Raw genomic sequence first — 26,248 nt, forward strand, 5'->3', positions numbered from 1 at the left:
CACCCGACCAATGCGTCACTGCGCCGAGTGCCCGGCAATCCGGACCTCACACGGCACAACGGACACTTCTACGATCATCAGGGCGTCGGAGCCGCGCACCGGCGTCCGATCTCCTGAGGCGGGAGCCAGGCACCGTGACCGATCTCGACCCCTTCACCGACCTGCTCGACTATCCGATGTACGTCGTGACCGCCGAGGCCGCCGGGGAACGAGCCGGCTGTCTGGTCGGATTCGCCTCGCAGTGCTCGATCGAGCCCGCCCGATTCATGGTCTGGCTGTCCCGGGCCAACCGGACGTACCGGGTCGCCGAGCACGCCGAACGCCTCACGGTCCACCTCCTGCGCCACGACCAGGACCGGCTGGCCCGGCACTTCGGCGGCGAGACCGGCGACCGCACCGACAAGTTCGCGGACGTCCCGTGGCATCCGGGACCGGGCGGATCAGTGATCCTCGACGAGGCCCCCGCCTGGTTCGTCGGCCGGGTGGAGAACCGCGTCGACGGCGGCGACCACGTCGGTTTCCTGCTCGCTCCGGAGGCGGCGGAGAACTTCGCGGACGACCGAACCCCTCTGCTGACCCTGAACGACACCCAGGGCATCGCCCCGGGCCACCCGGCGGACTGAGCACGGGGGACCCGAGGGCGGCCCCGCCGGCACACGGTCCGAACCGGAAGGGCCCGACCATCGAGATCGGCCGCCGTCAGGGCGTCTGACCTGAACGATTCAGGGCACTCGGCGGTCAGGAGGTTCAATCATGGTTCCCATCCTGCTGGTGTTGCTCGTGGTGCTGATTCTCTTCGGCGCCGGTTTCGCGGTCCAGATTCTCTGGTGGATCGCCCTGGTCGTACTCGTCCTCTGGCTCCTGGGGTTCCTCGTGCGCGGAACGAGCGCGAGCGGAAGTCGGGGGCGCTGGTATCGCTGGTAGTCCTCCGCACAGCCCTCACGCACCAACTGGAGCAACGATGACCAAGCACGAACACGCACGTCCCACCCCTCCGTCGCAGGCTCCCGGGGAGGACGGCGACCCGGAGGCCCGGGAGGAGGCGGAGGAAGCGGCCCGTCCCCGCACACCGGAGGACGCTTCCGCATCGGGCGGCGCCGAGGAACGGCCCTCCGGGGAGAGCACCCAGGCTGCCGTACCGGATGAACCGGACGCATAGCAGCGGGCCGGAGCGTGTCTGCGGGCGTTGGTGACCGCCTCGCTGACCACCAGGCGCGTGAGGTCCATGGCCCGGGCGGAGACGGCCACCCCGTGTCACCTTCCGTTCCCGTCGTCGGGCCGACGCCCACCCGGCCCGACGTACCTCATGTTCCTGCCGGTCGAATTGACCGCGTGTCAGAGCGCGGCTCCCCCTGCCGTCCCTCATTTCCCGCCTGCGCATCGTGCGCCGGGCAATGGAGAAATGACCTCCACACACGTGCCGTAGGCTGCACCGGTCAGTCCTGACACCTACATGTGAATATCGAAGGAGTACCTGAATGGTGAAGCGAGACAACGCCGTGGACCTGGTGGGGCTCCTGTCGGTCGAAGGGCAGGATCTGGCCGCGTCCTGGGTCGGAGAGGTGACCGGGTCACTCGGCGGCCGCGTCAGCGCGGCAGAGCTCAATCGTGAACTGCGTGAGCTGTACGAAGCCCTGGTGGACGCGCTGCGAAAGGGCGCCACGGATGTCCACTCGGAGCACATGTCCGAAGTCCGCGCCCATTTGACGGAATTGTCGAGAAACCGTGCCCGGCAGGGATTTTCGCCGAGCGAGACCGCCGTCAGCGTATTCGCGCTGAAACGCGTCCTCGAACCCGTGCTGGAAAAGGGCACCGCGGAAGACATACGCGCTTATCTGCGGCTTGCCCGAATACTCGACAGTCTGGGGCTCTTCACGATCGAGACCTATACACAGACACGGGACGAACTCATCACCGCGCAGGCGGAGCAGTTGCTGGAGCTGTCCACGCCGGTGGTGCGGCTGTGGGACGGGGTCATCGCCGTACCGCTGGTCGGCACCCTGGACTCGGCGCGGACCCAGGTGGTGATGGAGAAGCTGCTGCAGGCCCTCGTGGACACCGGCTCGGAGCAGGCGATCATCGACATCACGGGCGTTCCCGCGGTGGACACCCAGGTCGCCCAGCACCTGCTCAAGACCATCGTCGCCGCCCGGCTGATGGGCGCCGAGTGCACGGTGTCCGGCATCAGTCCGCAGATCGCGCAGACCATCGTCGCGCTGGGGATCGAGTTCGACGGCATCGTGACGAAGGCGAGCCTGGCGGACGCCCTCAAGCTGGCCCTGCGCAGGTCGGGCGTGGACCTGGTCGCGCACACCGGCGCGCAGCGATGAGCGAGCGCATTCCGATCCTGCGGATCGGGGACACCCTGGTGGTGTCCGTCCAGTTCGACCTGGAGGACCAGACGGTCCTCAATCTCCAGGAGGATCTGGCCGACCAGATCGTGGCCAAGTCCGCCCAGGGCGTCATCATCGACATCAGCGCTCTGGAGATCGTCGACTCCTTCGTGGGGCGCATGCTGGCGACGGTGGCGGCCATCTCGCGGGTGCTCGACGCCAGGACCGTGGTCGTGGGCATGCGCCCGGCCGTCGCCATCACCCTGGTCGAGCTGGGTCTCTCGCTCGGCGGTGTCAGCACCGCTCTCGATCTGGAGAAGGGGCTGGCGAAGCTGAGCCGGTCCACCAGTACGGGCCCCAGGTGACAGCGCCCTGGACAGCCGACGAAGAGCCGCAGGTCTACGCCGTCGAGCGCAGCGGTGATCTCGTCCACGTCCGCCAGGCGATCCGGGCGCTGGCCCAGCGGTGCGGTCTGTCCCTGGTCGACCAGACGAAGATGATCACCGCGGCCAGTGAACTCGCCCGCAACACACTGACCTACGGCGGCGGGGGCACGGTCAGAGCCGGGCTGGTGAGCGCGAACAGCAGACGGGGGGTGGGCGCGGTCTTCGAGGACACCGGCCCGGGGATCCCCGACGTCGAGCAGGCCATGACGGACGGCTGGACCTCGGGCGGCGGCCTGGGGCTGGGCCTGAGCGGTGCCAAGCGGCTCGTCGACGACTTCAAGCTCCGTACCGCGCCCGGCGAGGGCACGGCCGTCACCATCATCAAGTGGGCGCGATGAGTACCACGACCCTCCTGGAGTCCGAGGACCTCGCGTGGTTCCGGGACGGACCGTCCCTGTCGGTGGCCGCCCGGGGCGCGGCCACCGCGCTGGCCCGGCGCATCGGGCTCAGCGGCCATCGGTCGGGCGAGGTCGCCCTCGCCGTCACCGAGGCCGCCACGAACGTACAGCGGCACGCCGTGGACGGTGCCCTGCTGCTGCGGGTGGTGCGCTCCGGGGACACGGCCGGGGTGGAGTTCCTCACCGTGGACTCGGGGCCCGGGATGACGAACGTGTCCGCCGCGCTCGCCGACGGGACGTCCAGCGCGGGCACCCTGGGCATCGGCCTGGGCGCGGTCTCCCGCCTCGCCGACCACTTCGACCTGCACTCGGTGCCCGGCCGCGGCACGGTCATGGCCGCCCGGTTCTGGCCGCGCACCGGGGACGGCAGAGCCGTCGTGGACTCCCCCGGCGACTCCCCCGCCGCTGGCGTGACCAGGCCGATCAGCGGGGAGACCGTGTGCGGGGACGCCTGGGCCGTACGCGCGGTGGGCGGTGACGGCGACGGGGACCACCCCGTGCTCCTGGTCATGCTCTGCGACGGTCTGGGCCACGGACCGCTCGCGGAGCGCGCGAGCCAAGCCGCGGTCAGGGCGTTCCACGCCACGCAGGATCTCAGTCCGGAGGGTGTCCTCAACGCCGTACACCGCGCGCTGCGCGGGACGCGGGGCGGGGCGGTCGCGGTGGCACGGATCGAGCCCGCCGCGGGACGGCTGCTGTACTGCGGCATCGGCAACGTCAGTGGCTTCCTCGTCGACGACGGTGGCCGCCGCGCGCTGTTGTCGGCCCCCGGGATCGTCGGCGCGCACATGCGGCGGCTGCGGACGTTCGAGGAGCCGCTGCCCGCGCACGGCGCCCTGGTCATGCACTCCGACGGGCTGACCGAACGCTGGGACCCGGCGGCCCTGCCGGGCCTTCTGGGTCACTCACCGCTCGTCATGGCCGGGCAGTTGCTGCGCGAGGCGGCCGTACGGCTGGACGACGCGTGTGCGGTCGTGGTCAAGGGCGCCTGGTGACCGGGGAGAGGAGCGGGCATGCCGGCCGACACGGCTGAGCCGGGCCCGCGCGGCGGGGCACTGCGCCACGACCGCTCGCCGGACGCCGGCCGGGTGGCGTCCCTCGGTCTCGCCACGCCTCAGGACGTGTTCGGCCTGCGGCGCAGCGCCCAACAGGCCGCGGCCGCCGTGGCGTTGGACCACCAGGACCAGGTCCGGCTGGCCACCGCGCTGAGCGAACTGGGCCGCGACCGGCTCGGCTGCCGCGGCCTGGAAGTCGCCTTCGGCCTGGACGCCGCGGCGCAGCCGATGGCCCTCGTCATCACGTTCGTCTGGATCGGCGGACCGCCGCCGGCCCGGGACACGCTCGACCTGGCGGCCAAGCTCGTGCGGGTCGACCACGAGGCCGGTGCCACGGTCAGCCGTATCGTCGTCACCCAGCCGCTCACCGCACAGGGGCTGACGGCGGCCGACCTGCGCGCACGTCTGGTCAAAGTGCTCGCCGGCGGCGCCCGCTCCACCGAGGCGGACGATCTGCGCGCCCAGACCCGCGACCTGGTCGCCGCCCTGGAGGAGACCCGCGCCCAGCGGGAGGAACTCCTCCATCTGAACGAGGAGTTGGAGGAGACCAACCGCGGAGTGCTCGCGCTCTACTCGGAGTTGACCCAGGAGCTGGAGACCACGAACAGTGGCGTACTGGCCCTGCACTCCGAACTGGAGGACAAGCGGCACCAGTTGCTGGCGGCGAGCGAGGCCAAGACCCGGTTCTGGACCAACATCAGCCACGAACTGCGCACTCCGGTCAACTCCGTGGTCGGCCTCTCCGCCCTGCTGCTGGCGACCGGTTCACCACCGCTCACCGAGGAGCAGCGGGAACAGGTCGACCTCATCGCGTCCTCCGGCCACACCCTCCTGTCGCTGGTGAACGACCTGCTGGACGTCGCCAAGGCCGAGGCCGGTCACCTCGACATCCATCCTCAACCGGTTGATCTGCGGCTGCTGTTCGCCCACCTCGGCAGCCTCCTCATGAGCAGCGCCGACCACGACCAGGTCACCCTCGTCACCCCTGGTCTGGAAGAACAGCCCGCCCTGGTGACCGACGAGACACTGCTGATCCGCATCCTGCGCAACCTCCTGTCCAACGCCCTGAAGTTCACCGAGCGGGGCGAGGTGCGCCTGGACGTCGCCGTCGACCCCGAACTCTCCCCGCACGCCGTCCTGTTCACCGTCACGGACACGGGAGTGGGGATCCCCGCCGACGAACTCGGCCGGGTCTTCGAGGCGTTCTACCAGGTCCGCGGCCCCCACCAGCGGGGCCGCCCCGGCACCGGCCTGGGCCTGCCCTACGCCCGCACGCTCACCGAACTGCTCGGCGGTTCCCTCACCCTCACCAGCACCGCGGGGGTCGGCACCCGGGTACAGGTACGCCTCCCGGATCTCGGCCGGGAACCCGCGAAAGAACCGGACACCGGAGGGTCGGGTCATGACCGATAACGTCCAGGATCCCTCACCCGCGACCGTCCTGGTCATCGACGACAACGCGACGAACCGCTACGTCCTCACCAGTTGGCTCCGGCGCGCGGGACACACCGTCGTCGGCGCCGCCACCGGTGAACAGGGGCTCGCACGGCTGCACTCCACCGAGAGCGCGCTGCCGGACCTCGCCATCGTCGATGTACGGCTGCCCGACATGAGCGGCTTCGAGGTCAGCGAACGCATCAAGGACGACCCGCGGACGGTCCATCTGCCGGTCATCCAGATCTCCGCCGCCGCCACCAGCGCCGACGACCACGCCGAGGGACTGCGCCGGGGCGCGGACGCCTACCTCGACCAGCCCATCGACCCCGGCGAACTCCTCGCCACCGTCACCGCCACCCTGCGCTACGCCCGGGCCCGCCAGCGCGCCGAACGGCTCACGCGACGCCTCATCGCCCTGAACACGGCGACGCTGGACGTGTACAGCGCCGTGGGCTTCCACTCCTTCGCCTCGGCGGCCACCGGCGGCGCGGCCGGAGTGCTGGACAGTCCGGCGAGCGCGGTGTTCCTCTCGCCCCAGGCGCAGGCCGTGCACAGCATGATCGACGACCCGCGGACCCCCGTACGCACACATCCGGCCCATCCCGGCCTCCTGGACCGACTGGCGGCGCAGGGCCTGAACCAGGACACCGGGGTCGCGGTCGTCCGTGTGCCGCAGGACCGGTGGCGAGCCCTGCTGCCGGCCGACCACCTGCCCGGCGAGATAGCGCTCGCGGTCGCCCGCACCAAACGCGGCCGTCCTCCCGTCTGCCTGGCGGTCCCCGCGGCCGCCCTGGCCGGCCCCGACGACGAGCAGCTCTTCCAGCAGCTGGCCAACGCGAGCGCCCTGGCCCTGGAGGCCCTGCGCACGTACAACGAGGAACACGCCCTGGGCCTGGCCCTGCAACGCTCCTTCCTCCCCAAGGAGTTGCCGACGGTCCCCGGCGTCGAACTGGCCTTCCGCTACCTCCCGGCCTCCGAACACGCCGAGATCGGCGGGGACTTCTACGAATCCGTGCGGACCGTCGACGGCCTGCTGCTCGCCATCGGAGACGTGGTCGGGCACTCGGTGACGGCGGCGACCGTGATGGGCGAGGTACGTCACGCGTTGCGCGCCTACGCCATCGAGGGCCACCCTCCCCACCACATCCTGGAACGCCTGGAAACGCTGCTCGGCCAGTCGCAGCCCGGCGTCACGGTCACCCTCTGCCTCGCCCTCGTCACCCCGCACGACCGCCGACTGCACATCGCCAACGCCGGTCACATTCCCCCGCTGTTGATCGACCCGGACCACGGGCCACGCTTCCACCACCCTCACGGCCCGCTCCTCGGCATGGGACTCCCGCATCCCCCGCCCACCGTCGTACCGGCCCCGCCCGGCACCCGCCTGCTCATGGTCACGGACGGCCTCGTGGAGGTACGCACCGCCCATCTCGACACCACACTCGGCGAGTTCAGCGACGCGGTCACCGAAGGCCCCGACGATCTCGAGGAGTTGTGCGATCTGCTGCTCGCGCGTTTCGGGCACAACAAGGACGACGACATCGCCCTGATCGCCGCCCTGTTCTCGTAGGCGGCCGACCTCGTCGCCGACCGGCTTCGTACGACGGGGCATGCGAGAGCCCCGGGACTCCTCGCGGAATCCCGGGGCCGTGGTGCTCGCGGCAGTTGCCGGATCAGACGAGCGGGCCGCCGAAGGGACCGCCGCCGCCCGTGCCGTAGTACGTGCCGACCTGGTCGTGGTAACCGCGGTCGCCGAGGTGCTTCTCCCGGTTGAACTCCGGGGCGTCCTTGATCTGTTGCTTGGTGAGGCCGACGGAGACCTTCTTCTCGTTCGGGTCGATGCTCACGACCGTGCTCGCCGGGAGCAGGACCTCCTTGCCGAAGATCCACACACCCGTGTCGACCACCAGGTAGGAGTCGTCGACCTCGTCGGAGTGCTTGTCGACCTTGCCGATACTGCCGTCCGTCGCCTCGACCTTGAATCCGGTCAGATCAGTGCCCGGCTGGTGGCCCGACTCGGCCTGGTAACCCCATACGTTGTCCGTCATGCGAAACCTCCCCTTGCAGTGCGCGAATACCGAGGAAGCCCGTCCGGTATTCCGGTGGGCGCCCCTCGGCAGGTCGAGTGCCCACCGTTTTCCGTCCCACACAATTTTAATGTTCGACTACGCACCGCGCGAGGTCACCACCGGTACCAACGGCCCCTCGACCCACCGCATCCGGCACTCCGGAAGACGAATCCCAGCAGCCACAGAACGGCCACGACAACGATCCACCACAGAATATGAGGAGCGAATCCGGCGCCACCCAATATGAGGGCGAGGAGAATCAGAAGAATCAACGCACCAATACGGATCCCCCTTTCCGGAAGACCCTGGCGCCCTCGGTGCCGCATGACATACGACCACGAAAAAAGGATGGTGTTGACTGGAGCCCAGCCAACACCATCCACATGCACAGAGCTTGTGTCCGAGGGGGGACTTGAACCCCCACGCCCGATAAAGGGCACTAGCACCTCAAGCTAGCGCGTCTGCCATTCCGCCACCCGGACCAGGTGTCTGCCGCCTGGCCGGGGGGTGTTCCCCGCGGCGACATGGACAACAATACCAAGCTTTCGGAGTGCCCTTCACCTGCATATCCACCCCTGGGAGCGCGGACCGCGGAGCACCCGCGACCTGCGGAAACCCACCACTGCGGGTGAACGGTCGACTACGAACGCAGGCCGGATCCCGCCACCCGCTCACTCCCGCTCCGTGAGCACCAGCGCCTGCAGCGCCCGGACGAGCGACGCCGCCGCTTCCTCGTCCAGCGGCGCGAGGAAACGGCGCTCCGCCGCACGGCGTGCCCGCTCGGCCTGACGCAGGCAGTCCCGGCCCTCCGGGGTCAGTTCGACGATGTTCTTACGGCGGTCCTGCGGGCTGCGGCGCCGCTCCACCAGACCGTGGTCCTCCAGGCCGTCGATCAACGACACCATCGTGGTCCGGTCGACCCCGAGCCGCCCGGCCGCCTCGACCTGCGACAACGGCTCCCCCGCGGCGAGCACCACCAGTACGGCCAACTCGTGGCCGTCCACTCCGTGCGGCGCCAGCGCCTCCGCCGACGTCCTGGCCAGTCTGGCCTGGGCGTGCTTGAGGAGGTAGCCGAGCCGGGACTCCAGGGGCGCGGGTTGCTGATCGTTGGCCATTCGTCGACTGTATCCCCACTGAATCCCTCATCTGATCGTCAGCGCTCCTGATGATTTACTATACTGACGGCCATGGCAGACAACGCGGACGTCATGACCCCCACTACCACGGTGCGCTTCGGAATCAAGACCACCCCCATGCATGTGCCGTACGAGGACATCCGGCGGGTCTTACTGGAGGCCGACACCGTGCCGGAGATCGCGGATGCCTGGCTGTGGGACCACCTGCTGCCGGTCGCCGGGCCGAAGGACGGGCAGATACACGAGAGTTGGACCCTGCTGAGCGCGCTCGCCGCGCAGACGGAGCGGCTGCGGCTCGGGCTCCTCGTCACCAGCAACCGCATCCGGCCGCCGGCCGTGCTCGGCAAGATGGCGTCCACGGTGGACGTGATCTCTGGTGGGCGTCTCGTGCTCGGACTGGGCGTCGGCGGCACGCATCAGCCGCCGGGGGCCGGGGGAATCGAGGGCGCCAATCCGGCGATCGCCGAGTACGAGGCGTACGGTCTCTCGCTCGTCCCGCCCGGCGAGGGCCTCGCGCGGCTCGCGGAGACCGTCGAGATCCTGAAGGGGATGTGGACCCGGGACGTCTTCGACTTCGAGGGCCGCCACTACCGGCTCCGCGGCACACGGTGCGAGCCGAAGCCCGTGCAGCGACTGGGTCCCCCGCTGCTCATCGGCGGCTGGGGCACCCGGCTGCTACGGCTGGTCGCCGAGCACGCAGATATTTGGAACGTTCCAGGACCGCCGCACAACACCGTCGACCACGTCGCCGAGCGCGCCCGCGTCCTCGACGCGCACTGCGCCGAACTGGGCCGCGACCCGGGCGAGATCACACGCTCGGTGCAGCTCTTGGTGTCGTACGACGATCCGGCCGCGACACGGGAGACGGTCCGGCGGCTCGTCGACGCCGGGATGAACCACATCGTGCTGAGTCTGCCGCGCCCCTATCCGCGGGGCGTGGCCCGGTGGCTGGCCGACGAGATCATCGCCGGGCGGCACTGACCAGGTGGACGCGAGTGCTGCCCGGCCGCAGATCACGGCATGAGCTGATACTCCGGGAAGTTGCCCGGCAGCCGCTCCCCCACCGGCCCGTGTGTCACCGCCCGGATGAGGAGTTCGCCGCCGACGAAGGCGCCGCGCCAGGACGCGCCGAAGCCGCCGAACAGTTCGTCGCGGTCGCCTCGGGAGCGTGGTGTGCCGTGGCCGACCTTGAACGCCCGTATCTGCGGGGCCAGTCGGTCGTAGGTCGCGCGGTCGTCGGTGGACAGGGTGGCGACCAGCGCACCGTTGGACGCGTTCATCGCGGCCAGCAGCTCCGCCTCCGTGTCGACCAGGACGATGGTGTCGACCGGGCCGAACGGTTCCGCGTGGTGCAGCGGGGACGACGGAGGCGGGTTGAGGAGCGTGACGGGGCGGACGTACGCCGAAGTGTCCTGCCCGGGAAGGAAGTTGGCCTCGGACAACTTGCCGCGGTGCAGCGGTACGGCGCCGCGGTCGATCGCCTCGGCCACCTGGTCGTGCAGTTCCTTGGCCTTGGCCGCGTTGATGACCGGCCCGAAGTCCAGTTCCGGGTAGGGGTCTTGAGCGTGCTGGACCGCAAGAGGGTGGCCGACACGGAGAGTTCGGACCGCGGGGAGGTAGGCGGTGAGGAACTCGTCGAACAGCTCACGCTGGACGACGAAGCGCGGATACGCCGTGCAGCGCTGCTTGCCGTAGTCGAAGAGCTTGGGGATGATCGCGGTGAGCGTGTCCCAGTCGGTGTGGTTCCAGATGCCCCAGGTGTTGAGTCCTTCCTGCTCGAGGATGTGCCGCTTGCCCAGGTCGGCTACGGCTGTTGCCACGGCGGCCCCGGTGTCGCGCCCGCCGACGAAGGAGACGCAGCCGATCTCGGGCGCACGCACCAGCGCCTCCGACAGCTCGCCTCCGCTGCCGCTGACGAGGGTGACGGGAATCCCCTCGCGCGCGGCCAGCGCGGCGGCCAGGGTGAGGCAGGCGACGCCGCCGTCGGTCGGGGTCTTGGCGATGACCGCGTTTCCGGCCAGCGCCTGGACCAGCATGGCGTGGACGAGCACGCTCATCGGGTAGTTCCAGCTCGCGATGTTGGACACCGGGCCGTCGAGCGGGGTGCGGCCGGCGAGCATCGGCTCGATGCCGTCGACGTACCAGCGCACACCGTCGATGGACCGGTCCACATCCGCCTGCGCGAGCCGCCACGGTTTGCCGATCTCCCAGACCAGCAGCAGCGCGAGGAGTTCGCGGTGCTCGGTCAGGGCGTCCAGCGTGGCGGCGACGCGGGCGCGCCGCTCGTCGAGCGGGACGTGGCGCCAGGCGCGGTGCTGGTCGAGGGAGGCGCGTACGGCCTGGTGGGCGGTGGACCGGTCCAAGCGGGGCGGGCCGGCGATAGGGCTGCCGTCGACGGGTGTGGTGGCGGGCAGGGCCCGGCCGTCCCGCTGCCAGGCCGCGTTCCAGAGGTTGAGGACACGGTCGTCCTGGAACGCCTCGGGCGCGACGGCGAGACAACGCCGCCAGGCGTCACTCCAGGACGTGCCCGCCTTAAGCGTCGGGGGGTGAAGGGAGGGGGTGGAGGTGGGGCCGGGGTTGGGGCTGAGGGTTGATGCCATGCTTCTGCTCCGCTCTCGGTGCACAGTCGGGGCGGGGTGAGGCAGGAACGGTCCAACTCGCGAACTGTCGTACAGGTGAGGCTAGTTGCGCTCGAAGGAGCGCGACAGTGACGGCACATCAACTATGAGTGACATCACGTGCCGCTCGCGGGAGCGCCAGTGCCTCTTGCCTGAGGTCCAGCGCCTCTCACCGGAGATTCAACCGGTCCAACACCAACCGGGCGGTCTCCGTCGGCGTACGTCCGACCTTCACTCCTACGGCCTCCAGCGCCTCCTTCTTCGCCGCCGCCGTACCCGAGGAGCCGGACACGATGGCGCCCGCGTGGCCCATCGTCTTGCCCTCGGGTGCGGTGAAGCCGGCGATGTAGCCGACGACGGGTTTGGTGACGTGGTCGCGGATGTAGGCGGCGGCGCGTTCCTCGGCGTCGCCGCCGATCTCGCCGATGAGGACGACGAGTTCGGTGTCGGGGTCGTCCTGGAACGCGGCGAGGCAGTCGATGTGACTCGTACCGACGACGGGGTCTCCGCCGATGCCGACGCAGGTCGAGAAGCCGATGTCCCGTAGTTCGTACATGAGTTGATAGGTAAGCGTGCCCGACTTGGACACCAGGCCGACGCGGCCCGGCTTGGTGATGTCGGCGGGGATGATGCCCGCATTGGCCTGGCCGGGGGTGATCAGACCGGGGCAGTTGGGGCCGATGATCCGGGTGCCCTTCAACGCGGCGTACGCCGTGAACGCCACCGAGTCGTGGACCGGGATGCCCTCGGTGATGACGACGGCGAGGCCGATGCCCGCGTCGGCCGCCTCGATCACCGCCGCCTTGGCGAAGGCGGGCGGCACGAACACGACACTGACATCGGCTCCCGTCGACCGCATACCGTCGGCGACCGACCCGAAGACCGGTACGGCCCGGTCGTCGAAGTCGACGGTACGGCCGGCCTTGCGCGGGTTGACGCCGCCGACGACGTTCGTGCCCGCCGCGAGCATCCGGCGGGTGTGCTTCATGCCCTCCCCGCCGGTCATGCCCTGGACGAGGACCTTGCTCTCCTTGGTGAGGTAGATCGCCATGTCCCGGCTCCTTAGCGTGCGTTGGCGAGGTCGGCGGCGCGGCGGGCGGCGCCGTCCATGGTGGTGGCCTGCTGGACCAGCGGATGGGCGTGCCCGTCGAGGATGGCTCGACCCCGGGCCGCGTTGTTGCCGTCGAGCCGGACGACCAGCGGCTTGGTCAACTGGACGGTTTCCAGGGCCCGTACGATGCCGTCGGCCACCGCGTCGCACGCGGTGATCCCGCCGAAGACGTTGACGAACACCGACTTCACGGCCGGGTCGGAGAGGATGACGGACAGTCCGTCGGCCATGATCTGGGCCGACGCCCCGCCGCCGATGTCGAGGAAATTGGCGGGGCGGGCACCGCACCCGGCGACCACGTCGAGCGTCGACATGACCAGGCCCGCGCCGTTGCCGATGACGCCGACCTCGCCGTCGAGCTTGACGTAGTTGAGCCCCTTCGCCGCGGCCGCCGCCTCCAGCGGATCGTCGTGTGCCGCACCCTCGGCACCCCAACGCGCCTGCCGGAAAAGGGCGTTGTCGTCGAGGGTGACCTTGCCGTCGAGGGCGAGGATCTGCCCCCGCTTCGTCCGCACGAGCGGGTTCACCTCGACGAGGACGGCGTCCTCGCGGACCAGCACCTCCCACAGTCGCACAAGGACGTCGACGGTCTGCGGCGGCAGGCCGGCCGCCTCGGCGATCTCGCCCGCCTTGGCCGAGGTGACGCCCTCCGTCGGGTCGATGTGTATACGGGCGACCGCATCCGGTCGACCGGCGGCGATCTCCTCGATCTCCATACCGCCCTCGGCGGACGCGATCGCGAGGAAGCGGCCCGCGGCGCGGTCGAGGACGTAGGAGACGTAGAACTCGCTCTCGATTTTGACGGGTTGGGCCAGCATCACCTTGCCGACCGTGTGGCCCTTGATGTCCATGCCGAGGATCTGGCGTGCCGTGAGCTCGGCGGCGGCCGGGTCCGCGGCGAACTTCACTCCCCCCGCCTTGCCTCGCCCGCCGGTCTTGACCTGCGCCTTCACCACGACGCGTCCGCCCAGCCTGCGGGCGATCTCGCGTGCCTCCTTGGACGAGGCGGTGACCTCGGCCCGGGGCACCAAGATGCCGTGTTCCTCGAAGAGTTCCCTTGCCTGGTGCTCGTACAGATCCATCCGGGCTCCTCACCTAAAAGTGCCGCACGCCCCCTGGACACCACCCACCGGATGCGGGATAACAAGTTTCATACAGTATTCGTCGACTGTATGCAATGTACCGCGAGAGCGTTCCAACCCCCCTACGAAGGGACAGGACTTCGCCATGCCCGACGACACCCAGGACGTGATTTCCGGTGGTCATCTCGTCGCCAAAGCCCTGAAGGCCGAGGGGGTCGACCGCATCTACACCCTGTGCGGCGGCCACATCATCGACATCTACGACGGCTGCGTCGACGAGGGCATAGAAGTCGTCGACGTACGCCACGAACAGGTGGCAGCCCACGCGGCGGACGGCTACGCGCGGATCACCGGCAGGCCGGGGTGCGCGGTGGTCACCGCGGGTCCCGGTACGACCGACGCCGTCACCGGTGTCGCCAACGCCTTCCGCGCGGAGTCCCCGATGCTGCTGATCGGCGGTCAAGGGGCCCTGACCCAGCACAAGATGGGGTCGCTGCAGGATCTGCCGCACGTCGACATGATGACGCCGATCACCAAGTTCGCGGCGACCGTGCCGGACACGGCGCGCGCCGCCGACATGGTGTCGATGGCGTTCCGCGAGTGCTATCACGGCGCGCCGGGGCCCTCGTTCCTGGAGATCCCGCGCGATGTCCTCGACGCGAAGGTGCCGGTGGGCAAGGCCCGGGTGCCCAAGCCCGGCTCCTACCGCGCCTCGACCCGCTCCCCCGGCGACCCCGAGGCGATCGAGAAGCTCGCCGATCTGCTGGTCCACGCCGAGAAGCCGGCGATCCTGTTGGGCAGCCAGGTGTGGACAACTCGCGGCACCGAGGCGGCCATTGACCTCGTCCGCACCCTCAACATCCCCGCGTACATGAACGGCGCGGGACGCGGCACCCTCCCGCCCGGCGACCCGCACCATTTCCAGCTGTCGCGCCGGTACGCCTTCTCCAACGCCGACGTCATCGTCATCGTCGGCACGCCCTTCGACTTCCGCATGGGCTACGGCAAGCGCCTCTCCCCCGACGCGACCGTCGTGCAGATCGACCTCGACTACCGCACCGTCGGCAAGAACCGCGACATCGACCTCGGCATTGTCGGCGACGCGGGACTCGTCCTGAAGTCGGTCGCCGAGGCCGCTTCTGGACGCGTCAACGGCGGTGCAGGCAGGCGCAAGGAGTGGCTCGACGAGCTGCGGGCCGTCGAACAGGCCGCGATCGAGAAGCGGTTGCCCAGTCTGAGGTCGGACGCGTCACCGATCCACCCCTACCGCCTGGTCAGCGAGATCAACGACTTCCTCACCGAGGACTCCATCTACATCGGCGACGGCGGCGACATCGTCACCTTCTCCGGCCAGGTCGTGCAGCCCAAGTCGCCCGGCCACTGGATGGATCCGGGCCCGCTCGGCACCCTCGGCGTCGGCGTCCCGTTCGTCCTCGCGGCCAAGCAGGCCCGCCCCGACAAGGAGGTCGTCGCGCTCTTCGGCGACGGCGCGTTCTCCCTCACCGGCTGGGACTTCGAAACGCTCGTCCGCTACGACCTCCCGTTCGTCGGCATCGTCGGCAACAACTCCTCGATGAACCAGATCCGTTACGGCCAGGCCGCCAAGTACGGCCTGGAACGCGAACGGGTCGGCAACACCCTCGGCGACGTCCACTACGACAAGTTCGCCCAGATGCTGGGGGGTTACGGCGAGGAGGTCCGAGACCCCGCCGACATCGCCCCCGCGCTGCAGCGCGCCCGGGAGTCGGGCAAGCCGTCGCTGATCAACGTCTGGGTCGACCCGGACGCGTACGCCCCCGGAACCATGAACCAGACGATGTACAAGTGAGGTGAACGGCCATGACCGCCAGGGCACTTGAGGGCATCCGCGTCCTCGACATGACGCACGTCCAGTCCGGCCCCTCCGCCACCCAACTCCTCGCCTGGCTCGGCGCCGACGTCGTCAAGCTGGAGGCACCGACCGGCGACATCACGCGCAAGCAGCTGCGAGACCTCCCGGACGTCGACTCGCTCTACTTCACGATGCTCAACTGCAACAAGCGGAGCATCACCCTCAACACCAAGACCGAGCGCGGCAAGGAGATCCTCACCGAGCTGATCCGGCGCTCCGACGTCATGGTCGAGAACTTCGGGCCGGGCGCGGTCGACCGTATGGGGTTCACCTGGGATCGCATACAGGAGATCAATCCCCGCATCGTGTATGCGTCCATCAAGGGCTTCGGGGACGGCCCGTACACCAACTTCAAGGCGTACGAGGTCGTCGCGCAGGCCATGGGCGGTTCGATGTCGACCACCGGCTTCGAGGACGGCCCGCCACTGGCCACGGGCGCTCAGATCGGTGATTCAGGCACAGGAGTGCATACAGTAGCCGGGATATTGGCGGCACTCTTCCAGCGCGAACACACCGGCCGGGGCCAGCGCGTCAACGTGGCCATGCAGCACGCCGTGCTCAACCTGTGCCGGGTGAAGCTCCGCGACCAGCAGCGCCTGGCGCACGGGCCGCTCGCCGAGTACCCGAACGACGACTTCGGTGACGAGGTGCCCCGCTCGGGCAACGCGTCCGGCGGCGGGCAGCCCGGCTGGGCGGTCAAGTGCGCGCCGGGCGGCCCGAACGACTACGTGTACGTGATCGTGCAGCCCGTCGGCTGGAAGCCGCTGACCGAGCTGATCGGTCGGCCCGAGCTGGCCGACGATCCCGAGTGGGCGACGCCCGAGGCCCGGTTGCCGCAGCTCTCCAAGATGTTCCAGCTGATCGAGGAGTGGTCGTCCACGCTGCCCAAGTGGGAGGTGCTGGAGCGGCTCAACGCCCACAACATCCCGTGCGGGCCGATCCTGTCGACCAGGGAGATCATCGAGGACGAGTCGCTGGTCGCCAACGAGATGGTGGTGACGGTGCCGCACCCCGAGCGCGGCGAGTTCGTCACCGTGGGCAGCCCGCTCAAGCTCTCCGACTCCCCTGTGGACGTGACCAGTTCACCGCTGCTCGGCGAGCACAACGAAGAGGTCTACATCGGCGAACTCGGGCTGGGCGACGAAGAGTTGCGCCTCCTCAAGTCGAACGGGGTGATCTGACGTGATGGCAGAGGACCGGACCCTGAGGGTGCGCGCACTCCTCGACTCCGTGCGGGCCGAGGGACGGTTCGCGCTCACGGCGCCGGAGGGCAAGGTGATCGCCGACGCGTACGGGATCGCCGTACCCGGCGAGGAGTTGGCGACGGACGTCGACGAGGCGGTGGCGTTCGCGGCGCGGTTCGGCGGGCCCGTCGTCATGAAGATCGTCTCGCCCGACATCCTGCACAAGACCGACGCCGGCGGAGTCGTCGTCGGGGTCGAGGGCGCTGCGGACGTACGGGCCGCGTTCCACAAGATCGTCGACAACGCGCGTGCCTACGACGCCGACGCCCGTATCGAGGGCGTCCAGGTACAGGAGTTGCTGCCGCAGGGACAGGAGGTGATCGTCGGCGCGGTGACCGACCCGACGTTCGGCAAGGTCGTCGCGTTCGGGCTCGGCGGGGTGCTCGTCGAGGTGCTGAAGGACGTGACGTTCCGGCTCGCGCCCGTGACCCCCGACGAGGCGTTGTCGATGCTCGACTCGATCCGGGCGGCGGAGATCCTGCGCGGGGTGCGCGGCGCGCCGGCCGTCGACCGGTGGGCGATCGCCGAGCAGATCCGCCGGGTCTCCCAACTGGTCGCGGACTTCCCGGAGATCGCCGAGGTGGACCTCAACCCGGTGATCGCGACACCGGAGGGCGCGGTCGCGGCAGACATCCGGGTGATCCTCGCCGAGTCGCAGCCGGTAGCCCGTCGACGGTATACGCGCGACGAAATCCTGACGACCATGCGCCACCTCATGGAGCCGACCTCGGTCGCCGTGATCGGTGCCTCGAACGAGCAGGGCAAGATCGGCAATTCGGTGATGCGCAACCTCGTCGACGGCGGCTTCGCCGGGGAGATCCACCCGGTGAACCCCAAGGCCGATGACATCCTCGGCCGCAAGGCGTACAAGAGTGTCACGGACGTTCCCGGTGAGGTGGATGTGGCCGTCTTCGCCATTCCCGCCAAGTTCGTGGCAGCGGCACTGGAGGAGGTGGGACGCAAGAACATCCCCAATGCCGTCCTCATCCCCTCCGGGTTCGCGGAGACCGGTGAGGTCCAACTCCAGGAAGAGATAGTCGAGATCGCCGAGCGCTACGGCGTCCGTCTCCTCGGCCCGAACATCTACGGCTACTACTCGACCTGGCAGGACCTGTGCGCCACGTTCTGCACGCCGTACGACGTGAAGGGCGGGGTGGCGCTGACCTCGCAGTCCGGTGGCATCGGGATGGCCATCCTCGGCTTCGCGCGGACCACGAAGACCGGGGTGTCGGCGATCGTCGGGCTCGGCAACAAGTCGGACCTGGACGAGGACGACCTGCTGACCTGGTTCGGCGAGGACCCGCACACCGAGTGCATCGCGATGCACCTGGAGGACCTCAAGGACGGCCGCGCGTTCGTGGAAGCGGCCCGAAAGACCGTGCCCCGTAAGCCAGTTGTGGTGCTGAAGGCGGGCCGTACGGCGGCGGGTGCGAAGGCCGCCGGGTCGCACACGGGCGCGCTGGCCGGCGACGACGCCGTGTACAGCGACATCCTCAAGCAGGCCGGTGTCATCCGCGCCCCCGGGCTCAACGACATGCTGGAGTACGCGCGCGGCCTGCCCGTGCTGCCAACTCCCCAGGGAGACAACGTCGTTATCATCACCGGCGCCGGCGGCAGCGGCGTGCTGCTCTCCGACGCGGTGACCGACAACGGCCTTTCCCTGATGGAGATTCCGGCCGATCTGGACGCGTCCTTCCGGAAGTTCATCCCGCCGTTCGGGGCCGCGGGCAACCCGGTCGACATCACCGGGGGCGAGCCGCCGTCGACGTACGAGGCGACGATCCGACTGGGGCTTGAGGACCCGCGCATCCACGCGCTGGTGCTGGGCTACTGGCACACCATCGTGACTCCCCCGATGGTCTTCGCGGAGCTGACCGCGCGTGTGGTCGCCGAGTTCAAGGAACGCGGGATCGAGAAGCCGGTGGTGGCGTCGCTCGCGGGTGACGTCGAGGTCGAGGAGGCCTGCCAGTACCTGTACGAGCGCGGGGTCGTGGCGTACCCGTACACGACGGAGAAGCCGGTGGCCGTGCTCGGCGCGAAGTACCAATGGGCGCGCGCGGCAGGGCTGTTGGGCGGTGGTTCATGACGTGAGCCGACGCGGGGCCGGCCGACAGTGCGGTCGGCCGGCCCCTGGGACCCGTGCGCACGCGAAAGGCATTGGACAGGGGGCGCTGGCCAGAACTTTCGACGCAAGGGGCACTGAGCGATGGCAAGAACGGACTACCAAACGTCCGCCCCCTACAGGGAGGTGACGGATCGTCACGGCCGCGTGTACCGCATCGGTGAGTCCGATGTCGACATCATGGGCCGGGCGCGCAAGTGGATGGTCGTCCTGCCCTGGGTGGGCATGATGGGCATCAGTTCCGCCGAGTACGCGTTCACGTCGGCGGAGGACACGCTCCACGACGCGCATCTGTGGAGCAGTGGGCACATCTTCTGGCTGATGGGCGTCTGGGTGTTCTTCCAGGCGGCCGTGGCCTTCCCGGCCGGGCGGTTGCGCGAGAGCGGCCAACTCCCTGCCCGTACGGCCATGTTGCTCGGCGCGCTCGGTACCCTGCTGGGCTATCTGGCGCTCGCGTTCGCGCCGAACGTGCTCGTCGCCTACTTCGGCTTCGGCATGTGCAGCGGGATCGGCGCCGGTCTGGTGTACGCGACCTGCGTGAACATGGTCGGCAAGTGGTATCCGGAGCGCAAGGGCGGCAAGACGGGCTTCGTCAACGGCGGATTCGCCTACGGGTCCGTGCCGTTCGTGTTCCTCTTCACCTCCGTGCTCGACCTCGGCAACTACAAGGTGCTGCTGAGCCTGGTCGGCGTAGGACTGTGTCTGGTGGTGGCGTCAGCGGGCTGGTTCTTCCGCGATCCGCCGAAGAACTGGTGGCCCGCGCACGTCGATCCGCTGAAGGCGGCCCAAGACCCCAGGATCCGGCGGGCGTTGGAGAAGAACCCGCCGGCGGTCAAGCAGTACACACCCAAGGAGGCCGCCCGTACCCCCGTGCTCTGGATGATGTGGTTCTGTCTGCTCTGCACGGCCGGCATCAACATCTTCGGCATCGCCTTCCAGGTGCCGTTCGGCAAGGACATGGGCTTCGCGGGCGGGATCGTGGCCACGGCGATGTCCCTCAAGGCGATCGTGAACGGCACCGGGCGCGGGGTCATCGGCTGGATCTCCGACCGCTACGGCCGCCGCCACACGCTGATCATCGTGTGTCTCGTGCTCGGCACCGCCCAGTTCGGCGTGCTGGTCTCGGGCCAGATGGGCAGCATGCCGTTCTTCCTGTTCTGCTCCATGGTCTCGGGTTTCGGCGGCGGTGCGATCTTCCCGCTGTTCGCCGCCATGACGGCCGACTACTTCGGTGAGAACAACAACGCCAGCAACTACGGGATGGTCTACAGCTCGAAGCTGATCTCGGGGCTCGTCGGCTCCGGTCTGGGCGCGGTCGTCGTCGGTGAGTGGGACTACCACGGCGCGTTCGTCCTGGCCGGTTCGGTGGGCCTGGCCTCCGCGGTGCTGGCGCTCTTCCTCAAGGCGCCGGGCAGGCCCGACTCCCGGCGCATCGTGCCCAATCCGCACCCGCTCGGCGAGGAGATGGCGTGACATGACCGCAGATCCCATCACCACGAACGAATCCGGCGCCGCGAACCGTCCCTACCGTGAAGTGACCGACGCCCACGGCCGCGTCTACCGCGTCGGCGAGACCGACCGCGACATCCTCGGCCACTCACGCAAAATCATGGTCTACCTCCCCTGGATCGCCATGATGGCGATCAGTGTCTTCGAGTACGCGTACGGCTCCGCGGAGGACACCCTGTCCAGCGCGCACGGCTGGACGCAGAGCAACACCTTCTGGATCCTGAGCATTTGGGTGTTCTTCCAGGCCGGCATCGCCTTCCCGGCGGGCTGGATGCGCGAGAAGGGCATCCTCACGGCACGCCGGGCGATGTACATCGGCTCGGTGCTGTGCGTCATCGGCTTCCTGGCCCTGTCGCACCTGAGCAATGTGTGGCTGGCGATCATCGGCTTCGGCGTCATCGGCGGTGTCGGCGCCGGTCTCGTCTACGCGACCTGCATCAACATGGTCGGCAAGTGGTTCCCCGAACGGCGGGGCGCCCGCACCGGGTTCGTGAACGGCGGCTTCGCCTACGGCTCGCTGCCGTTCATCTTCATCTTCAACTACGCCTTCGACACCGGGAATTACCACCGGGTCCTGGATCTGATCGGGTGTTACATCCTGATCGTGGTGTTCGGCTGCGCGTTCTTCTTCAAGGACCCGCCGCAGAACTGGTGGCCCGCCGACATCGACCCGCTGACCTACGGCGGCAACGACAAGAGCGCGACGAGCCTCGCCAAGAACCCGCCCGCCGTAAAGCAGTTCACGCCCAAAGAGGCCATCCGTACCGGCATGCTGCCCCTGATGTGGCTGTCGATCGTGCTGACCGCGGGAGTGTCGATCTTCGGGATCTCGTTCCAGGTCGACTTCGCCAAGGACGTCGGCTTCGGCCCGCTGGTCGCGGCCTCGTCGATGGGCATCATGGCCGTCATCAACGGCATCGGCCGCGCGGTCGTCGGCTGGCTGTCGGACCTGTGGGGCCGCAAACTCACCCTGGTCTTCGTCATCTTGGTCCTGGGCCTCGCCCAGTTCGGCGTGATCTGGGCCGGCCATCTGCGCAGCGAGTGGCTGTTCCTGTTCTTCGCCTTCCTCTCCGGCTTCGGCGGCGGCGCCTTCTACCCGATGTTCGCCGCCCTGACCCCGGACTACTTCGGCGAGAACTTCAACGCCACCAACTACGGCCTGGTGTACAGCGGAAAGCTCGTCAGCGGCCTGTTCGGCGGCGGCCTCGGCTCGATGGTGGTCGCGGCCTGGGGCTACAACGGCGCGTACGCACTCGCCGGCGGGGTCTCGATGGTGGCGGCGGCCATCGCGTTGCTACTGCGTCAACCAGGGCGGGGGGACAGGGAGTTGACCAAGGTTCCCCAACCGCAGCCCGCTGCCTGACAGTTCGTACGTCACGGTCGTCGGACCAGCTGGTGGCCCTCCCCGGTCGGGAGGGCCATCGCGCCGCGTCGGCGCCTGAACAGCGGACCGCCTCCGCGCCAACAGCCGTCCCAGGATCAGGACTTGGCGCGCTCGTGGTACGACCGCCGGGTGTGCTCGGTGTGTTCGCGCATCAGCAGACTGGCGCGCAGTTCGTCGCGGGCGGTGATCGCGCCGATCAGGGCGCGGTGCTCGATCCAGGACGTCAGGCCGCGCTGACGGGCCACCGGGGTGTAGTACCAGCGGACCCTGCGGTCGACCTGCGCGGCGAGTTCGGCGAGGACGGCGTTGCCCGCGAGCTCCATGACCTTCGCGTGGAAGCGGGCGTTCATGGCGACGGCGGCGTCCACGTCGTCGGCGTCGACGGCGCGCTCACCCTCCGCGCACAGTTCCTCCAGGACGGCGATCCCGGCGCTGCCCGCGTTGACGGCGGCGAGCCGGGCGGCCTCGGCCTCCAACAGCGTGCGCACGGTGAGGAGTTGGTCGGCCTCCTCCTCCGTCGGCTCGTGCACGAACGCGCCCTGTGCGGGCCGTAGATCGACCCAGCCCTCGGTGTTGAGCCGCTGCAGCGCCTCACGCACCGGCTGCCGGGACACGCCCAGGTGCCCGGCGAGTTCGCTCTCGACGAGATGCTGACCGGGCTGCAGGGCGCGCGTGGTGATGAGTTCGAGCAGCGCCTCGTAGACGCGGTCGCGCAGCGGGCCCGGACGTTCGAGCTTGGGCACAGCCCCCTGCGGCAGTCCTGGCGACAACATCGCGGTCCCCCTCCTGGGCAACATCGGCACTTTGCAGACTGTGGACAGTAGACGGCAGCCAGTCGCCGTACCTGGCCGTACGACCAAGTATTGATTGTCTATCGTCTACAGTCTACGGCGCACAGTAGCCAGAGAGTACGGGAGTCAGCCTCGTCACATCCGGGGGCGGATCCGGGCGGGTGCGCAGGTCACGGGCACCGGACGACCTGGCCGGCGTACGACAGGTTCCCGCCGAAGCCGAACAGCAGGACGGGGTCGCCGGTGCGGACGGCGCCCTGTTCGACGAGTTTCGAGAACGCTAGCGGGATGCTGGCGGCCGAGGTGTTGCCCGATTGGACGACATCGCGGGCGACGACCGCGTTGACGGCGCCGATCTTCTCGGCGAGGGGCTCGATGATGCGCAGGTTCGCCTGGTGCAGGACGACACCGGCGAGGTCGGCCGGGGTCAGGCCCGCCTTCTCGCAGGCCTTGCGGGCGATGGGCGGGAGCTGGGTGGTGGCCCAGCGGTAGACGCTCTGGCCCTCCTGCGCGAACCGCGGGGGCGTGCCCTCGATCCGTACCGCGTGCCCCATCTCGGGCACGGAACCCCACAGGACCGGTCCGATGCCGGGTTCGTCGGCGGCCTCGACGACGGCGGCCCCCGCTCCGTCGCCGACGAGGACACAGGTCGTACGGTCGCTCCAGTCGGTGACCTCGGACATCTTGTCGGCGCCGATGACCAGGGCGCGGGTGGCCGCTCCCGCACGGACGGTGTGGTCGGCGGTGGCCAGGGCGTGGGTGAAGCCGGCGCACACGACGTTGATGTCCATGGCGGCGGGCGACGGGATGCCGAGGCGGGCGGCGACGCGCGCGGCCATGTTCGGGGAGCGGTCGATGGCCGTGGAGGTGGCGACGAGCACCAGGTCGATGTCCCCGGGCGTCAGGCCCGCGGCGGCGAGGGCCTTGGCGGCGGCGTGCGCGGCCAGCTCGTCGACCGGTTCGTCGGGCCCGGCGATGTGTCGCGTCTTGATGCCCACCCGGGAGGTGATCCACTCGTGGCTGGTGTCGACCATGCCCGCCAGGTCCTCGTTGGTGAGTACCTTGGCGGGCTGGTAGTGACCGACGGCGGCGATCCGCGTGCCGTTCATTGGGTGGTCCCCCTCGTTGCCTTGGGTAGCGGGATCCACCAGTCTTGCCAGTGACTCGCGGGTACGACGGCAGGTGATGCCACAGGAAACAACGGTCCGGGTTGTCGGCTTCTGTCATCCATCCTGTGATGGACGGTGTCGCCCGAACATTCAGCCGGTGAACAGCTGCTTCGCCTTGAGGACGAGTTCGTACAGGCCGTACACAAGGGGCGCGCCCACCCAGAGCCAGGCGAAGGCGATGAGCGGCCGTCGGTCAGGCGGACTCTGACTGCTGTCGTTCGACATCGGCGGCCTCCCTCGGGGCGGGGATGTGGTGGCGGGCGTCGACGGGCCGGACGAGTTCGTTGGCGACGAACCCGATGACGAGCAGCCCGATCATGATGATGAAGGACGTGTCGTAGAGGGACGCGCCGTGCTTGCCGGCGGCCTTCTGGTGGTCGGCGATCCAGTTCACGATCAGCGGTCCGAGGACACCGGCCAGGGACCAGGCGGTGAGCAGCCGGCCATGGATCGCGCCGACCTGGTAGGTCCCGAAGAGGTCCTTCAGGTAGGCGGGCACGGTCGCGAAGCCGCCGCCGTAGAAGGAGAGGATCACCAGCGCGCACAGGATGAACAGCGGCTTCGAGGAGTCGCCGAACAGTGCGATGAGCGCGTACATGACCGCGCCGATGCCGAGGTAGACGCGGTAGATGTTCTTGCGGCCGATCAGGTCGGAGGTCGAGGACCAGCCGATACGGCCCGCCATGTTGGCGGCGGAGAGCAGCGCGACGAAGCCGGCGGCGGCCGATACCGAGACGGGGGTTGAGGTGCCCGCGAAGAAGTCCGTGATCATCGGGGCGGCCTTCTCCAGGATGCCGATGCCCGCGGTCACGTTCATGCACAGGACGACCCACAGGCACCAGAACTGCGGGGTGCGGACGGCGCTGTTGGCGGAGACCTGCACGCCCGTGAGGACGCTGGGCGCGCTCGCTGTGTCCTTGTGGTCGTCGGTGCGCGGAACCCGCACGAGGAACACGCCGAGTGTCATGAATACCGCATACGAAAGACCGAGTACGAGGAACGACTGGGCGATGCCCGTGTTGTCGGAGCCGAACGACTTCAGCATCTGGGCCGACCACGGGGAGGCGATGAGCGCGCCGCCGCCGAAGCCCATGATGGCGATGCCGGTGGCCATGCCGGGGCGGTCCGGGAACCACTTGATCAGGGTCGACACCGGTGAGATGTAGCCGATGCCGAGGCCGATCCCGCCGACGAAGCCGTAGCCGAGGACGATCAGCCAGAACTGTTTCGTCTCCGCCCCGAGCGCGGAGATCAGGAAGCCGGAGGAGAAGCAGACCAGGGCGACGGTCATCGCCCAGCGCGGCCCGTTGCGTTCGACGAGGGTGCCGCCGAACGCGGCCGACAGGCCGAGCATGACGATCGCGAGCTGGAAGGGCAGGGCGCTCTGTGTGCCGCTGAGGTTCAGTGAGGACTCGAGCGGCGGCTTGAAGACGCTCCAGGCGTAGGCCTGGCCGATGGAGAGGTGTACCGAGAGGGCGGCGGGCGGAACCATCCAGCGGCTCCACGCCGGGGGTGCGACTGGGGGACTCATGATCCCGGACGGTAGGGAGTGGCAAGGGAGTTGAGAAGGCGGCGCGTCGACCGTATGCGATGAGCGGTATGCAGAGTGCGCCGAACGGTCGGCGCGGACTTCCAACTCCCGTTCCCGCACGGGTCCCCGCGCCTGAACTCGCTCCTCTCCCGGGCCAGTTCTCGTGCGGCGGGCCAGCCTCAGCCCTGGACGGACTCCGCGATCCGCCGTGCGGCCTCGGCGGGGGTGAGGTGCGTGGTGTCGACGACCTCGGCCTCACGGTGCAGCCAGGTGCGGGCCGCTTCGGCGTAGGGCTCCAGGTATCGCAGACGGAACGGCGAGTCGGGGCCGAGGACAGTGTCACCCGCGATGCGCCCGCGGAGCGTGTCCTGGTCGGCGTGGAGGACGAAGTGCCGTACGGGGATGGCGTGTTGGGCGAGGCCCGCGCTGATCTCGCGCCAGTACCGCTCGACCAGGACCGTCATGGGGATCACCAGCGTGCCGCCGGTGTAGTCGAGTACGCGGCGGGCGGTCTCGACGACCAGCGGGCGCCAGGGCGGCCAGTGCTGGAAGTTGTCCGTCGCGGGCAGCCCCGGCGTGATGTCCATGAGCGTCTCGCCGACCTTCTCGGCGTCGAACACCCGTGAATCCGGGATCAGTTGCTGCACCAGCGGACTGGTCGTCGTCTTGCCCGCTCCGTGCGTGCCGTTGAGCCATACGATCATGGACCCGACGCTAGCGCGGCCCGGGCCGCGGGCTCAGGGATTCAGCACGATCAGGGGCGCAGCGCACAGTCCCTGCCCGAACCCTTGCCGACCCCTCCTCCATACTGTAGACAATATTCAGTCGACACTGTTCGACGCCGCCCAGCGCTGTCCGGCTCCGCCCGGCACGGCCCGGACGGCACCCACCTCCGCGGTACTCCCTCGACCGAACGGAGAGT

26 protein-coding genes, 1 tRNA gene and 1 pseudogene are annotated in these 26,248 nt (G+C 69.2%); 15 read left to right on the forward strand and 13 right to left on the reverse strand.

Annotated features, from left to right (window positions below; genetic code table 11):
* Positions 1–134 precede the first annotated feature (134 nt).
* The 3 genes from OO69_RS05575 (at position 135) to OO69_RS05585 (ending at position 1,159) form a co-directional block, all read left to right on the forward strand.
* Entirely contained in the window at positions 135–623 is a 489-nt protein-coding gene (locus OO69_RS05575; protein WP_033279279.1) for a flavin reductase family protein, read from the forward strand.
* A 130-nt stretch (positions 624–753) separates the two neighbouring features.
* Positions 754–924: a hypothetical protein gene (locus OO69_RS05580; protein WP_033279280.1), complete on the forward strand. Its 171-nt coding sequence runs from the start codon at positions 754–756 to the stop codon at positions 922–924.
* Between the two features lie 37 nt (positions 925–961).
* Positions 962–1,159 carry a hypothetical protein gene (locus tag OO69_RS05585; protein WP_033279281.1) on the forward strand — a complete coding sequence of 66 codons (198 nt, stop codon included), beginning with the start codon at positions 962–964 and terminating at the stop codon, positions 1,157–1,159.
* Between the two features lie 8 nt (positions 1,160–1,167).
* Here the strand turns inward: OO69_RS05585 and OO69_RS52880 are convergent.
* Positions 1,168–1,254, reverse strand: a pseudogene (locus OO69_RS52880) (ATP-binding protein); the annotation flags it as partial.
* Between the two features lie 224 nt (positions 1,255–1,478).
* On the opposite strand from OO69_RS52880, the gene OO69_RS05590 reads away from it, so the two are divergent.
* Genes OO69_RS05590 through OO69_RS05615 form a run of 6 tightly spaced genes read left to right on the forward strand, consistent with a single transcriptional unit; the run spans position 1,479 to position 7,239 of the window.
* On the forward strand, positions 1,479–2,330 hold the full coding sequence (locus tag OO69_RS05590) for an STAS domain-containing protein (protein ID WP_033279282.1): 852 nt from the start codon (positions 1,479–1,481) through the stop codon (positions 2,328–2,330).
* Positions 2,327–2,698 carry an STAS domain-containing protein gene (locus tag OO69_RS05595; protein ID WP_033279283.1) on the forward strand — a complete coding sequence of 124 codons (372 nt, stop codon included), beginning with the start codon at positions 2,327–2,329 and terminating at the stop codon, positions 2,696–2,698. The genes OO69_RS05590 and OO69_RS05595 overlap by 4 nt, the downstream gene beginning before the upstream one ends.
* Positions 2,695–3,117: an anti-sigma regulatory factor gene (locus OO69_RS05600; protein WP_033279284.1), complete on the forward strand. Its 423-nt coding sequence runs from the start codon at positions 2,695–2,697 to the stop codon at positions 3,115–3,117. Before OO69_RS05595 ends, OO69_RS05600 begins: the two co-directional genes overlap by 4 nt.
* The gene (locus OO69_RS05605; RefSeq protein WP_063744414.1) at positions 3,114–4,172 is read left to right on the forward strand and encodes an ATP-binding SpoIIE family protein phosphatase; all 1,059 of its coding nucleotides are present in this window, start codon (positions 3,114–3,116) and stop codon (positions 4,170–4,172) included. Before OO69_RS05600 ends, OO69_RS05605 begins: the two co-directional genes overlap by 4 nt.
* Positions 4,173–4,190: 18 nt before the next feature.
* Positions 4,191–5,645, forward strand: coding sequence for a sensor histidine kinase (locus OO69_RS05610; RefSeq protein ID WP_051800788.1), 1,455 nt, complete (start codon positions 4,191–4,193; stop codon positions 5,643–5,645).
* Positions 5,635–7,239, forward strand: a complete 1,605-nt coding sequence (locus tag OO69_RS05615) for a fused response regulator/phosphatase (RefSeq protein ID WP_033279286.1) — start codon at positions 5,635–5,637, stop codon at positions 7,237–7,239. Before OO69_RS05610 ends, OO69_RS05615 begins: the two co-directional genes overlap by 11 nt.
* A 103-nt stretch (positions 7,240–7,342) precedes the next feature.
* Here OO69_RS05615 and OO69_RS48765 read toward each other — a convergent pair whose 3' ends face one another.
* The 4 genes from OO69_RS48765 to OO69_RS05635 all read right to left on the reverse strand — a co-directional run bounded on the left by OO69_RS48765 (position 7,343) and on the right by OO69_RS05635 (position 8,853).
* A complete protein-coding gene (locus OO69_RS48765) occupies positions 7,343–7,717 on the reverse strand; it encodes a hypothetical protein (protein ID WP_051800789.1) in 375 nt (124 codons plus the stop codon).
* A 134-nt stretch (positions 7,718–7,851) separates the two neighbouring features.
* The gene (locus OO69_RS52885; protein ID WP_033279566.1) at positions 7,852–8,019 is read right to left on the reverse strand and encodes a hypothetical protein; all 168 of its coding nucleotides are present in this window, start codon (positions 8,017–8,019) and stop codon (positions 7,852–7,854) included.
* A 116-nt stretch (positions 8,020–8,135) separates the two neighbouring features.
* Positions 8,136–8,220, reverse strand: a tRNA-Leu gene (locus OO69_RS05630).
* Positions 8,221–8,409: 189 nt separating this feature from the next.
* Positions 8,410–8,853, reverse strand: coding sequence for a MarR family winged helix-turn-helix transcriptional regulator (locus OO69_RS05635; RefSeq protein WP_033279287.1), 444 nt, complete (start codon positions 8,851–8,853; stop codon positions 8,410–8,412).
* 72 nt (positions 8,854–8,925) lie between these two features.
* On the opposite strand from OO69_RS05635, the gene OO69_RS05640 reads away from it, so the two are divergent.
* Positions 8,926–9,855, forward strand: a complete 930-nt coding sequence (locus OO69_RS05640; RefSeq protein ID WP_033279288.1) for an LLM class flavin-dependent oxidoreductase — start codon at positions 8,926–8,928, stop codon at positions 9,853–9,855.
* A 32-nt stretch (positions 9,856–9,887) separates the two neighbouring features.
* On the opposite strand, the gene OO69_RS05645 is transcribed toward OO69_RS05640, so the two are convergent.
* From OO69_RS05645 to sucC, 3 genes are all read right to left on the reverse strand, one after another.
* Entirely contained in the window at positions 9,888–11,474 is a 1,587-nt protein-coding gene (locus tag OO69_RS05645; RefSeq protein WP_033279289.1) for an aldehyde dehydrogenase family protein, read from the reverse strand.
* Positions 11,475–11,661: 187 nt separating this feature from the next.
* Complete coding sequence (gene sucD, locus OO69_RS05650; protein ID WP_033279290.1) at positions 11,662–12,543, reverse strand: succinate--CoA ligase subunit alpha; 882 nt, start codon at positions 12,541–12,543, stop codon at positions 11,662–11,664.
* A gap of 11 nt (positions 12,544–12,554) precedes the next feature.
* Complete coding sequence (gene sucC, locus OO69_RS05655) at positions 12,555–13,685, reverse strand: ADP-forming succinate--CoA ligase subunit beta (protein ID WP_033279291.1); 1,131 nt, start codon at positions 13,683–13,685, stop codon at positions 12,555–12,557.
* 145 nt (positions 13,686–13,830) lie between these two features.
* On the opposite strand from sucC, the gene OO69_RS05660 reads away from it, so the two are divergent.
* The 5 genes from OO69_RS05660 to OO69_RS05680 all read left to right on the forward strand — a co-directional run bounded on the left by OO69_RS05660 (position 13,831) and on the right by OO69_RS05680 (position 21,814).
* Complete coding sequence (locus OO69_RS05660; protein WP_033279292.1) at positions 13,831–15,513, forward strand: thiamine pyrophosphate-binding protein; 1,683 nt, start codon at positions 13,831–13,833, stop codon at positions 15,511–15,513.
* 11 nt (positions 15,514–15,524) lie between these two features.
* Complete coding sequence (gene frc, locus OO69_RS05665) at positions 15,525–16,757, forward strand: formyl-CoA transferase (protein ID WP_033279293.1); 1,233 nt, start codon at positions 15,525–15,527, stop codon at positions 16,755–16,757.
* A gap of 4 nt (positions 16,758–16,761) precedes the next feature.
* Positions 16,762–18,906 (forward strand): acetate--CoA ligase family protein, encoded by a 2,145-nt coding sequence (locus OO69_RS05670; protein WP_033279567.1) that lies wholly within the window; start codon positions 16,762–16,764, stop codon positions 18,904–18,906.
* Positions 18,907–19,026: 120 nt separating this feature from the next.
* Positions 19,027–20,415 carry an OFA family MFS transporter gene (locus tag OO69_RS05675; protein ID WP_033279294.1) on the forward strand — a complete coding sequence of 463 codons (1,389 nt, stop codon included), beginning with the start codon at positions 19,027–19,029 and terminating at the stop codon, positions 20,413–20,415.
* A gap of 1 nt (position 20,416) precedes the next feature.
* The gene (locus tag OO69_RS05680) at positions 20,417–21,814 is read left to right on the forward strand and encodes an OFA family MFS transporter (RefSeq protein WP_199810889.1); all 1,398 of its coding nucleotides are present in this window, start codon (positions 20,417–20,419) and stop codon (positions 21,812–21,814) included.
* Between the two features lie 116 nt (positions 21,815–21,930).
* On the opposite strand, the gene OO69_RS05685 is transcribed toward OO69_RS05680, so the two are convergent.
* From OO69_RS05685 to OO69_RS05700, 5 genes are all read right to left on the reverse strand, one after another.
* Positions 21,931–22,608, reverse strand: a complete 678-nt coding sequence (locus OO69_RS05685; protein ID WP_078652304.1) for a GntR family transcriptional regulator — start codon at positions 22,606–22,608, stop codon at positions 21,931–21,933.
* Positions 22,609–22,796: 188 nt separating this feature from the next.
* The gene (locus OO69_RS05690; RefSeq protein ID WP_033279296.1) at positions 22,797–23,735 is read right to left on the reverse strand and encodes a beta-ketoacyl-ACP synthase III; all 939 of its coding nucleotides are present in this window, start codon (positions 23,733–23,735) and stop codon (positions 22,797–22,799) included.
* A 150-nt stretch (positions 23,736–23,885) separates the two neighbouring features.
* The gene (locus OO69_RS53475) at positions 23,886–24,020 is read right to left on the reverse strand and encodes an MFS transporter small subunit (protein WP_019065011.1); all 135 of its coding nucleotides are present in this window, start codon (positions 24,018–24,020) and stop codon (positions 23,886–23,888) included.
* On the reverse strand, positions 23,989–25,326 hold the full coding sequence (locus tag OO69_RS05695) for an OFA family MFS transporter (protein ID WP_033279297.1): 1,338 nt from the start codon (positions 25,324–25,326) through the stop codon (positions 23,989–23,991). Before OO69_RS05695 ends, OO69_RS53475 begins: the two co-directional genes overlap by 32 nt.
* A gap of 179 nt (positions 25,327–25,505) precedes the next feature.
* Complete coding sequence (locus tag OO69_RS05700; protein ID WP_033279298.1) at positions 25,506–26,030, reverse strand: ATP-binding protein; 525 nt, start codon at positions 26,028–26,030, stop codon at positions 25,506–25,508.
* Positions 26,031–26,248 lie beyond the last annotated feature (218 nt).

It is taken from the genome of Streptomyces sp. NRRL F-525, from assembly GCF_000716605.1.
Taxonomy (GTDB): Bacteria; Actinomycetota; Actinomycetes; order Streptomycetales; family Streptomycetaceae; genus Streptomyces.

Bases quoted from the DNA above. Each gene is read 5' to 3' on its own strand.
- OO69_RS05580 (WP_033279280.1), top strand. From the start codon at position 754: ATGGTTCCCATCCTGCTGGTGTTGCTCGTGGTGCTGATTCTCTTCGGC.
- OO69_RS05585 (WP_033279281.1), top strand. From the start codon at position 962: ATGACCAAGCACGAACACGCACGTCCCACCCCTCCGTCGCAGGCTCCC.
- OO69_RS05590 (WP_033279282.1), top strand. From the start codon at position 1,479: ATGGTGAAGCGAGACAACGCCGTGGACCTGGTGGGGCTCCTGTCGGTC.
- OO69_RS05595 (WP_033279283.1), top strand. From the start codon at position 2,327: ATGAGCGAGCGCATTCCGATCCTGCGGATCGGGGACACCCTGGTGGTG.
- OO69_RS05605 (WP_063744414.1), top strand. From the start codon at position 3,114: ATGAGTACCACGACCCTCCTGGAGTCCGAGGACCTCGCGTGGTTCCGG.
- OO69_RS05610 (WP_051800788.1), top strand. From the start codon at position 4,191: ATGCCGGCCGACACGGCTGAGCCGGGCCCGCGCGGCGGGGCACTGCGC.
- OO69_RS05615 (WP_033279286.1), top strand. From the start codon at position 5,635: ATGACCGATAACGTCCAGGATCCCTCACCCGCGACCGTCCTGGTCATC.
- OO69_RS48765 (WP_051800789.1), bottom strand. From the start codon at position 7,717: ATGACGGACAACGTATGGGGTTACCAGGCCGAGTCGGGCCACCAGCCG.
- OO69_RS05635 (WP_033279287.1), bottom strand. From the start codon at position 8,853: ATGGCCAACGATCAGCAACCCGCGCCCCTGGAGTCCCGGCTCGGCTAC.
- OO69_RS05640 (WP_033279288.1), top strand. From the start codon at position 8,926: ATGGCAGACAACGCGGACGTCATGACCCCCACTACCACGGTGCGCTTC.
- OO69_RS05645 (WP_033279289.1), bottom strand. From the start codon at position 11,474: ATGGCATCAACCCTCAGCCCCAACCCCGGCCCCACCTCCACCCCCTCC.
- sucD (WP_033279290.1), bottom strand. From the start codon at position 12,543: ATGGCGATCTACCTCACCAAGGAGAGCAAGGTCCTCGTCCAGGGCATG.
- sucC (WP_033279291.1), bottom strand. From the start codon at position 13,685: ATGGATCTGTACGAGCACCAGGCAAGGGAACTCTTCGAGGAACACGGC.
- OO69_RS05660 (WP_033279292.1), top strand. From the start codon at position 13,831: ATGCCCGACGACACCCAGGACGTGATTTCCGGTGGTCATCTCGTCGCC.
- frc (WP_033279293.1), top strand. From the start codon at position 15,525: ATGACCGCCAGGGCACTTGAGGGCATCCGCGTCCTCGACATGACGCAC.
- OO69_RS05670 (WP_033279567.1), top strand. From the start codon at position 16,762: ATGGCAGAGGACCGGACCCTGAGGGTGCGCGCACTCCTCGACTCCGTG.
- OO69_RS05675 (WP_033279294.1), top strand. From the start codon at position 19,027: ATGGCAAGAACGGACTACCAAACGTCCGCCCCCTACAGGGAGGTGACG.
- OO69_RS05680 (WP_199810889.1), top strand. From the start codon at position 20,417: ATGACCGCAGATCCCATCACCACGAACGAATCCGGCGCCGCGAACCGT.
- OO69_RS05685 (WP_078652304.1), bottom strand. From the start codon at position 22,608: ATGTTGTCGCCAGGACTGCCGCAGGGGGCTGTGCCCAAGCTCGAACGT.
- OO69_RS05690 (WP_033279296.1), bottom strand. From the start codon at position 23,735: ATGAACGGCACGCGGATCGCCGCCGTCGGTCACTACCAGCCCGCCAAG.
- OO69_RS53475 (WP_019065011.1), bottom strand. From the start codon at position 24,020: ATGTCGAACGACAGCAGTCAGAGTCCGCCTGACCGACGGCCGCTCATC.
- OO69_RS05695 (WP_033279297.1), bottom strand. From the start codon at position 25,326: ATGAGTCCCCCAGTCGCACCCCCGGCGTGGAGCCGCTGGATGGTTCCG.
- OO69_RS05700 (WP_033279298.1), bottom strand. From the start codon at position 26,030: ATGATCGTATGGCTCAACGGCACGCACGGAGCGGGCAAGACGACGACC.